At 73.0% G+C, this 6,642-nt stretch carries 7 protein-coding genes; 4 read left to right on the top strand and 3 right to left on the bottom strand.

The window, feature by feature from the left end:
- The coding region (locus E1286_RS45160) for a hypothetical protein (protein ID WP_223190930.1) at positions 1 to 262 on the top strand (262 nt) is incomplete at its 5' end.
- 85 nt (positions 263 to 347) lie between these two features.
- On the opposite strand, the gene E1286_RS45155 is transcribed toward E1286_RS45160, so the two are convergent.
- On the bottom strand, positions 348 to 1,022 hold the full coding sequence (locus tag E1286_RS45155; RefSeq protein ID WP_165970224.1) for a protein-L-isoaspartate O-methyltransferase family protein: 675 nt from the start codon (positions 1,020 to 1,022) through the stop codon (positions 348 to 350).
- 127 nt (positions 1,023 to 1,149) lie between these two features.
- Between E1286_RS45155 and E1286_RS45150 the strand changes: the two genes are divergently transcribed.
- Positions 1,150 to 1,881 (top strand): phosphotransferase, encoded by a 732-nt coding sequence (locus E1286_RS45150; protein WP_132623254.1) that lies wholly within the window; start codon positions 1,150 to 1,152, stop codon positions 1,879 to 1,881.
- Between the two features lie 6 nt (positions 1,882 to 1,887).
- Here the strand turns inward: E1286_RS45150 and E1286_RS45145 are convergent, their stop codons facing one another.
- On the bottom strand, positions 1,888 to 3,387 hold the full coding sequence (locus tag E1286_RS45145) for a M48 family metallopeptidase (RefSeq protein WP_132623252.1): 1,500 nt from the start codon (positions 3,385 to 3,387) through the stop codon (positions 1,888 to 1,890).
- An 81-nt stretch (positions 3,388 to 3,468) separates the two neighbouring features.
- Between E1286_RS45145 and E1286_RS45140 the strand changes: the two genes are divergently transcribed.
- Both E1286_RS45140 and E1286_RS45135 read left to right on the top strand, forming a co-directional pair.
- Positions 3,469 to 4,692 (top strand): deoxyguanosinetriphosphate triphosphohydrolase, encoded by a 1,224-nt coding sequence (locus E1286_RS45140; RefSeq protein WP_132623250.1) that lies wholly within the window; start codon positions 3,469 to 3,471, stop codon positions 4,690 to 4,692.
- Positions 4,693 to 4,757: 65 nt separating this feature from the next.
- On the top strand, positions 4,758 to 5,921 hold the full coding sequence (locus E1286_RS45135; protein WP_165970223.1) for an NAD(P)/FAD-dependent oxidoreductase: 1,164 nt from the start codon (positions 4,758 to 4,760) through the stop codon (positions 5,919 to 5,921).
- Here the strand turns inward: E1286_RS45135 and E1286_RS45130 are convergent.
- Positions 5,884 to 6,519, bottom strand: coding sequence for a M23 family metallopeptidase (locus tag E1286_RS45130; RefSeq protein WP_246075696.1), 636 nt, complete (start codon positions 6,517 to 6,519; stop codon positions 5,884 to 5,886). The genes E1286_RS45135 and E1286_RS45130 overlap by 38 nt on opposite strands.
- Positions 6,520 to 6,642 lie beyond the last annotated feature (123 nt).

Raw genomic sequence — 6,642 nt, 5'->3', positions numbered from 1 at the left:
CGCCCCGCAGCCCGCCGCAGTGGCGCCGGCTCAGCCCGTCGCGCCGGCCGAGCCCGTCGAGCCCGCGGAGCCCGCTGAGCCCGTCGAGCCGGCGGAGCCGGTCGAGCCCGCCGCGCCCCCGAGCCTGCTCACGGTCTTCAACGACGAGATCGTCGAGCCGGTCTCCGCGCCGCTGAGCATGTGCGGCAACGTCGTGTTCAACTCCGGCAACGCGAACGCGCGCTGCAACCGCTCGGCCTCGGTCTCCGACGACGACGCCTAGACGCCTCGACGCCTGACGCACCACTGATCAGGGCACCGGGATGCCGCCGCGCAGGGCGTCCCGGTGTCCTGCGGTCGTCACGGGGTCAGGACGCGGTCTCCGGCACCACGAGCCGTGCGGCCTTGTCGTCGCCTCCGATGATCACCGCGCCCGGCCGGGCCTGCTCGATCCACACGTCCGGCATCGTCGAGAGCGCAAGCACCCGGTCGTACGGCCCCCGCTCCGGGCAGCCGTCGCCCACCACCAGGTGCGGGCGGATCCCGGCGGCGGCCAGATTGCGCGCCGCCGCCTGCGCGACCTCGGGGTCGGCCTCGACCGACGTCACGTTGCCCGACTCGCCCACCAGTCGGCAGAGCAGCGCGGTGACCCAGCCGCTGCCCGTGCCGACCTCCAGCACGCGTAGCCCGGGTCGCAGGTCGAGCCACTCCAGCAGGTCGACGACGGCGCTCGGCGCGGGATTGACACACGTGTACGCCGACCCGCCCCGGCAGGTGGCGATCGGCTTGCCCGAGTAGACGGCGTCCCACCACGCCGGGGGATCGGTGTCGCGGTCGATCGGCACGGCGCCGCCGTCGTCGTCGAGCGCGAGGCCCACGGAGGGGACGAACCAGTGGCGGGGGACCTTCCGCAGCGCCTGCGCGATCGCGCCGGTGGCGGGAGCCCGGCGCTCGGCGATGGCCGCGATCATCGCTTCGAGCCGCCAAGCGATGTGCGGCAGCATGGCCGGGCCCCGCCGGGTTCCGCCGTCATGCCTGTTCACAGCGCCTCCTCTGAACCAAGCGAATGCTAAGGGTGACCGTATGGCCACGCATCGCGGTGTGCAAGGCGCTCGGGGGAAACCGGTTGCCGCCGCCGATTCTCCTGTCCCGGAGGGCATGCTGGAGAACATGTCGGAGACACAGCTGCCCGGCGGGTTCGTCAACGCCGTCGTCCGCGTGGGCGACACCGTGCGCCGTTCGCGCGGTCCCCGCGCCGCTTACGTGCACGAGTTGCTGGCCCTGTTCGAGCGGTGCGGGTGGACGGGCGCGCCCCGGTTCCGCGGGCTCGACGAGAGCGGGCGCGAGATCCTCGGCTACGTGGACGGCCACGTGGCCTGGCAGGACGCGCAGGCCGGCGAGGTCGCGTCCGGTGAGAGCCTCGCGCGGGTGGCCGGGCTGGTGCGCGAGTTCCACGACCTGACCGCCGGCACCCCGCTGGCCGGCGACGGGGAGGTCGTCTGCCACAACGACCTCTCCCCGAAGAACACCGTCTACCGCGACGAAGGAGCCGGGTTGCGGCCGGTCGCCTTCATCGACTGGGACATCGCGGGCCCGGGGCGGCGGATCCACGACGTGGCGCACGTCTGCTGGCAGTACGCCGGCCTGGGTCCCGGGGCGGGCCCTGACGCGGCCGCGAAGGTCCGGCTGATCTGCGACGCGTACGGGCTGCGGGAGCGCGGCGAGGTAGTGGAGGCCGTCCAGTGGTGGCAGGACCGCTGCCGGCTCGGCATCGAGGCGGACGCCGAGGCCGGCATGCCGCACGCCGTCAGGCTGCGCGACGCCGGAGTGGTCGAGCAGGTACGCGCCGCCCGCGACTGGGTCGCCGAGCACCGCGACGAGCTGGAGCGGGCGCTGCGCTGAGCCGGTCTACCGGGCGATGGAAGGAGTGGGCTCCTCGGCGGGCACGTAGTCGTGGCGCATCCCGTGGTCGCCGAGCCATTTCCGCAGCCCGGCCACGGCCGCCGGGTTGGCCGCCACCTGCGCGGCGTACTCCGACAGCGAGACCTCCTCGCCGTCGTCGAACAGCAGCCGCGCGGGCCCCGACCACGACAGCGTCCACCGGGCCTGGCCGAGCTGGATCAGCACCGCCTCCAGCGCCTGCCCCAGCACCCCGGCCAGCAACGTCTCGGACGGGCTCCAGCCCAGCTCGCGCAGCCGGGCCTCCAGCTCACCCTGCCGCCCCCGGGCGATCGCCTCGAACGCGGCGTCCAGGTACGGGCGCGTGGAGCCCATGACCCGCTGGCCGGCCACCGCCAGGTCGTGCAGCGCCTCGGCGTTGCGGCCGGCGTACATGCCGTGGGCCACCAGCTCCTCCCACGGCACCGGGCGCAGCCCCTCCAGGGCCTCGGGCGTCCACATGGTCTGCTCCACGGCCCGCACCGCCACATCGGCGTCCACCAGCAGCGTCAGGGCCGAGCGCGGGTCGGGCGTGTGCGGCGGCTCGGGCAGGCGTTCGATCGCGGCCAGCCGTTCGGCCAGGCTGGGATGGGAGTCGTAGGGGGAGACCTCGTCGGGCTGCTCGCCGAGCTCGGCGAGCTGGGCCTGCCGGACGGGGTCGCTCATCAGCTGGTGGAACCCGCCGAACACCGTCGAGGGCCGCGCCCCGCCCGCGCCGGTGAGCGAGAGGTAGCCGGAGGCGTAGACGTCCCAGGCCAGCGCGGTGGTGTGGATCTTGCGCAGTGCGTTCGCCATGGCCTGGCGGCCGCCGATCATGACGGCGAACTCGTCGGCCTCCAGCTCCTGCCGTCGCGAGACGGCCTGCGAGACGCGCAGGTAGAGGCGGGCGTACATGGTGAACACGCGCTGGATGAGCGGATGCTTGCCGAGGCTCCGCACGGTCGCGATCAGCGAGACCCGGCCCCGGTAGACGGGCGCGCCGAGGCGCGTGTGCGCCCCGCTGTAGTGGCCGAGCTCGTGCCCGAGCACCGCGCGCATCTCGTCCACCGTGAGCGTCTGCAGCAGCGGCAGGCCGATGTACATCCGCCGCCGCGTCGCCCGCAGCCCCAGGAAACGGGTGTCCTCCGCCACGGCGGCGTTCACGTCGGGGACCAGGCGGATCTCGTCGGGCGGCGCGGTGCGCACCGCCCGGGCGAGGTCCTCGACGGTCTGCCACAGCGCGGGCTCGTGCTCGCGCCCCACCGCCACGCCGGGCTGCTCGCCGCTCCCGCCGCGGCTGACCATGATCAGCGTACGGACGAGCGTCGCCGCGGCCAGGGTGAGCACGACGGCGTACTCGATCAGCCGCGGACGGAACTCGACGAAGAGCATGACGTCCAAGAAGATCGCGGCGGCCAGGACCAGGCCGACCAGCACGTAGAAGCCGGCGAGCAAGGCGAACGCCAGCACCGCTCGTAACGCTGTCGTCATGGGGGAGTCGCTCCCGGGGAAGGGGTTCTCGCGAGGCTGACCTTAGCGGAACACCGCAAACTGGATAAAATCACTGGACCAATGCCCACTTACGACGAGCACGACCAGGAACGTTGGGTTCCGGAACCTCCCGGCAATCCCCGGCGCTCGGCGTTCGAGCGCGACAGGGCCAGGGTGCTGCACAGCGCCGCGCTGCGCAGACTCGCCGCGAAGACCCAGGTCGTAGGTCCAGGAGAGACGTTCGGCGGTGGCCAGCACATCCCGCGCACCCGGCTGACCCACTCGCTCGAATGCGCCCAGGTGGGCCGGGAGATGGGCGCCACCCTGGGGGTCGACCCCGACCTGGTGGAGACCGCCTGCCTGGCGCACGACCTGGGGCATCCGCCGTTCGGGCACAACGGGGAGGTGGCGCTGGACGCGCTGGCGGCTCCGTGCGGCGGGTTCGAGGGCAACGCCCAGAGCCTGCGCCTGCTGACCAGGCTGGAGGCCAAGGTCCTCACCGAGGACGGCCGCAGCGCCGGGCTCAACCTCACCCGCGCGGTCCTGGACGCCTCGATCAAGTACCCGTGGACGCGCGGCGACGGCTCGCCCAAGTTCGGCGTGTACGACGACGACCTGCCGGTGTTCCGGTGGGTCCGGGAGGGCGCCCGGGAGGGCCGGGTGAGCTTCGAGGCGCAGATCATGGACTGGGCCGACGACGTCGCCTACTCCGTCCACGACCTGGAGGACGCCCTGCACTCCGGCCACGTCGTCCCGGAGGCGCTGCTGTCACCCGCCGAGCGCCGTGAGGTGTGCCGGACCACCCGCACCTGGTACGCCCCCGGCGCCGACCTCGGCGAGCTGGAGGAGGTCTTCGCCCGGCTCATCACGCACCCGCTGTGGCCGCGTCACTTCGAGGCCACGCTCGCCGACCTGGCCGGCTTGAAGGCGCTCACCAGCGGGCTCATCGGCCGTTTCTGCACCTCCGCCCAGGCCGCCACGAAGGAGGTGCACGGCGCCCGCCACCGCGCCGACCTCGTCGTGCCGCGCACCACGAAGCTGGAGTGCGCGCTGCTCAAGGGGGTCACCGCGCACTACGTGATGACCACCGAGGGCCACCACGCCAACCAGGCCAGGCAGCGCGAGCTCATCACCGAGCTGGCCTCGCTGATCACCCTCGGCGCGCCCGGCACGCTGGAGCCGGCCTTCCGGCCCGCGTTCGACAAGGCCCCTGACGACGCGGCCCGCGTCCGCGTGGTCATCGACCAGATCGCCTCACTCACCGACACCTCCGCGGTGGCCTGGCACCGCCGGCTCACCCGCTGACAAAGCTTCGTCTGATCTGGCACAACCGGCTTTCCCGAGGGCCACGCCGGGCGGATACTGCGCCCATGGCCACCTATGTGATCGTCGGCGCCGGGCTCGCCGGGGCGAAGGCAGCAGAGACGCTGCGCGAGGAGGGCTTCGACGGCGAGATCGTGCTGATCGGCGCGGAGAGCGAACGGCCCTACGAAAGACCGCCTCTCTCCAAGGAGTTCCTGCAGGGCAGGACCGAGCGCGACACGATCTACGTGCACCCGCCGGAGTGGTACGCCGACCACGCGGTCGACCTGCGGCTCGGCACGCGCGTGACCCGTATCGAGCCGGACCGCCACCTGGTCAGGCTGGGCGACGGGTCGCGGCAGCCGTACGACAAGCTGCTCATCGCGACGGGCGCGGCGCCGCGGCGGCTGCCCGGGCCCGCGTACTACCTGCGCACCGTCGAGGACAGCGAGGCGCTCAAGGAACGCTTCGCCAAGGGCGTGAGCGTGCTGGTCGTGGGGGCGTCCTGGATCGGGCTGGAGACCGCGGCGGCGGCGCGCACGGCCGGCTGCGAGGTCACCGTGGTCGAGCCCGAGCCGACCGCGCTCAACAAGGCCCTCGGTCCCGAGCTGGGCGCGCTGTTCGCCCGCCTGCACGCGAGCAAGGGCGTCGACCTGCGCTTCGGCACCGCCGCCGCGGAGATCACCCAGACCGGCGTGCGGCTCAGCTCGGGGGAGCGGCTCAGCGCCGACCTCGTCGTGGCCGGCATCGGCGCGGCCCCCGAGGTCGGGCTCGCCCGCGACGCGGGGCTCGACGTCGGGCAGGGCATCCTCACGGACGCCGCGCTGCGCACCTCGCATCCCGACGTGTTCGCCGCGGGCGACGTCGCGGAGTTCTTCCACCCGGTGTACGGGCGGCGCATCCGCGTCGAGCACTGGGCCAACGCCCTGCACGGAGGCCCGGCCGCGGCCCGGTCGATGCTCGGCCGGGAGGTCGTCCACGACCGGCTCCCGTACTTCTACACCGACCAGTACGAGCTGGGCATGGAGTTCTCCGGCGACATCGAGGGCCACGACGAGATCGTCTACCGCGGCGACCCCGAGAGTCTGGAGTTCATCGCGTACTGGCTGCGCGGCGGCCGGGTGATCGCCGGCATGAACGTCAACGTCTGGGACGTCGTCGACGAGATCCAGGAGCTGATCAGGTCGGGCGTCGTCATTGACCGAACGGAGCTATCTCGGGTTCGATCGTGACGACGTCGTCACTGCCCCGGTTGTCGTCGTTCCCCCGGGTGGGGCGCGGCTTCGGGGCCTTGGACGGCTCCGCCGGCGGCTGCTTCGAGGCGCACTGGACGGTGCACGGCGGCGTCTCGCCGAGCTTCTTGCGCAGCTTCAGGGTCTCCTCACGAGGGGAGAACGTACGGTTGCCGCTCTGCCAGGCGTCGAGGTAGTCCCACGGCTCGACCATGCCCCTGCGGACCCACCAGTAGGCCGGGCCGGTCTTCCACGAGATCGCGAAGTAGAGGTTGGAGCCGGTGTCGCGGGCGTTGCCCGACCGGCCCACCCGGCCGAGCAGCCGGCCGGGCTTGACGCGGACGCCCGGCTTGATGCCCTCGGCGACCGACTCGAGGTGGCCGCCGAGGTAGCGCACGCCGTCGTCGCCGATGATCGTGACGAACCTGCCCTCGCGGTCGGGCCCGGCGTCGGTGCCCGGGCTCCATCTGTCCTGGGTGTTGACCTCGTCGACCACCCCGCCGACGGGCGCCACGAACGCGCACCCCTCCTGCGCCCAGATCGTGGTCTTGGGCAGCACGAGCAGCTTGCGCTGGTACGTGGTCTTACAGTCCTCCACCGGGAACGTGTAGGTGTGCTTCGACAGCGTCGGGGGCGGCACGTTGACCGGGGCCGCGGCCGCGGGCGGCTGCTCGGCGGCGGCCTGGTGCTCCGGGGTCGGCGTGGGGGTGGCGGCGGTGGC

Origin of the sequence: Nonomuraea terrae (genome assembly GCF_004348995.1) — a bacterium.
Classification (GTDB): domain Bacteria; phylum Actinomycetota; class Actinomycetes; order Streptosporangiales; family Streptosporangiaceae; genus Nonomuraea; species Nonomuraea terrae.
Note: the sequence above shows the minus strand (reverse complement) of the source record. Positions and strands in the feature narration are given on the sequence as shown.

Excerpts from the sequence above, each read along its gene's own strand:
- E1286_RS45150 (WP_132623254.1), top strand. The coding sequence starts at position 1,150 with ATGTCGGAGACACAGCTGCCCGGCGGGTTCGTCAACGCCGTCGTCCGC.
- E1286_RS45145 (WP_132623252.1), bottom strand. The coding sequence starts at position 3,387 with ATGACGACAGCGTTACGAGCGGTGCTGGCGTTCGCCTTGCTCGCCGGC.
- E1286_RS45140 (WP_132623250.1), top strand. The coding sequence starts at position 3,469 with ATGCCCACTTACGACGAGCACGACCAGGAACGTTGGGTTCCGGAACCT.
- E1286_RS45135 (WP_165970223.1), top strand. The coding sequence starts at position 4,758 with ATGGCCACCTATGTGATCGTCGGCGCCGGGCTCGCCGGGGCGAAGGCA.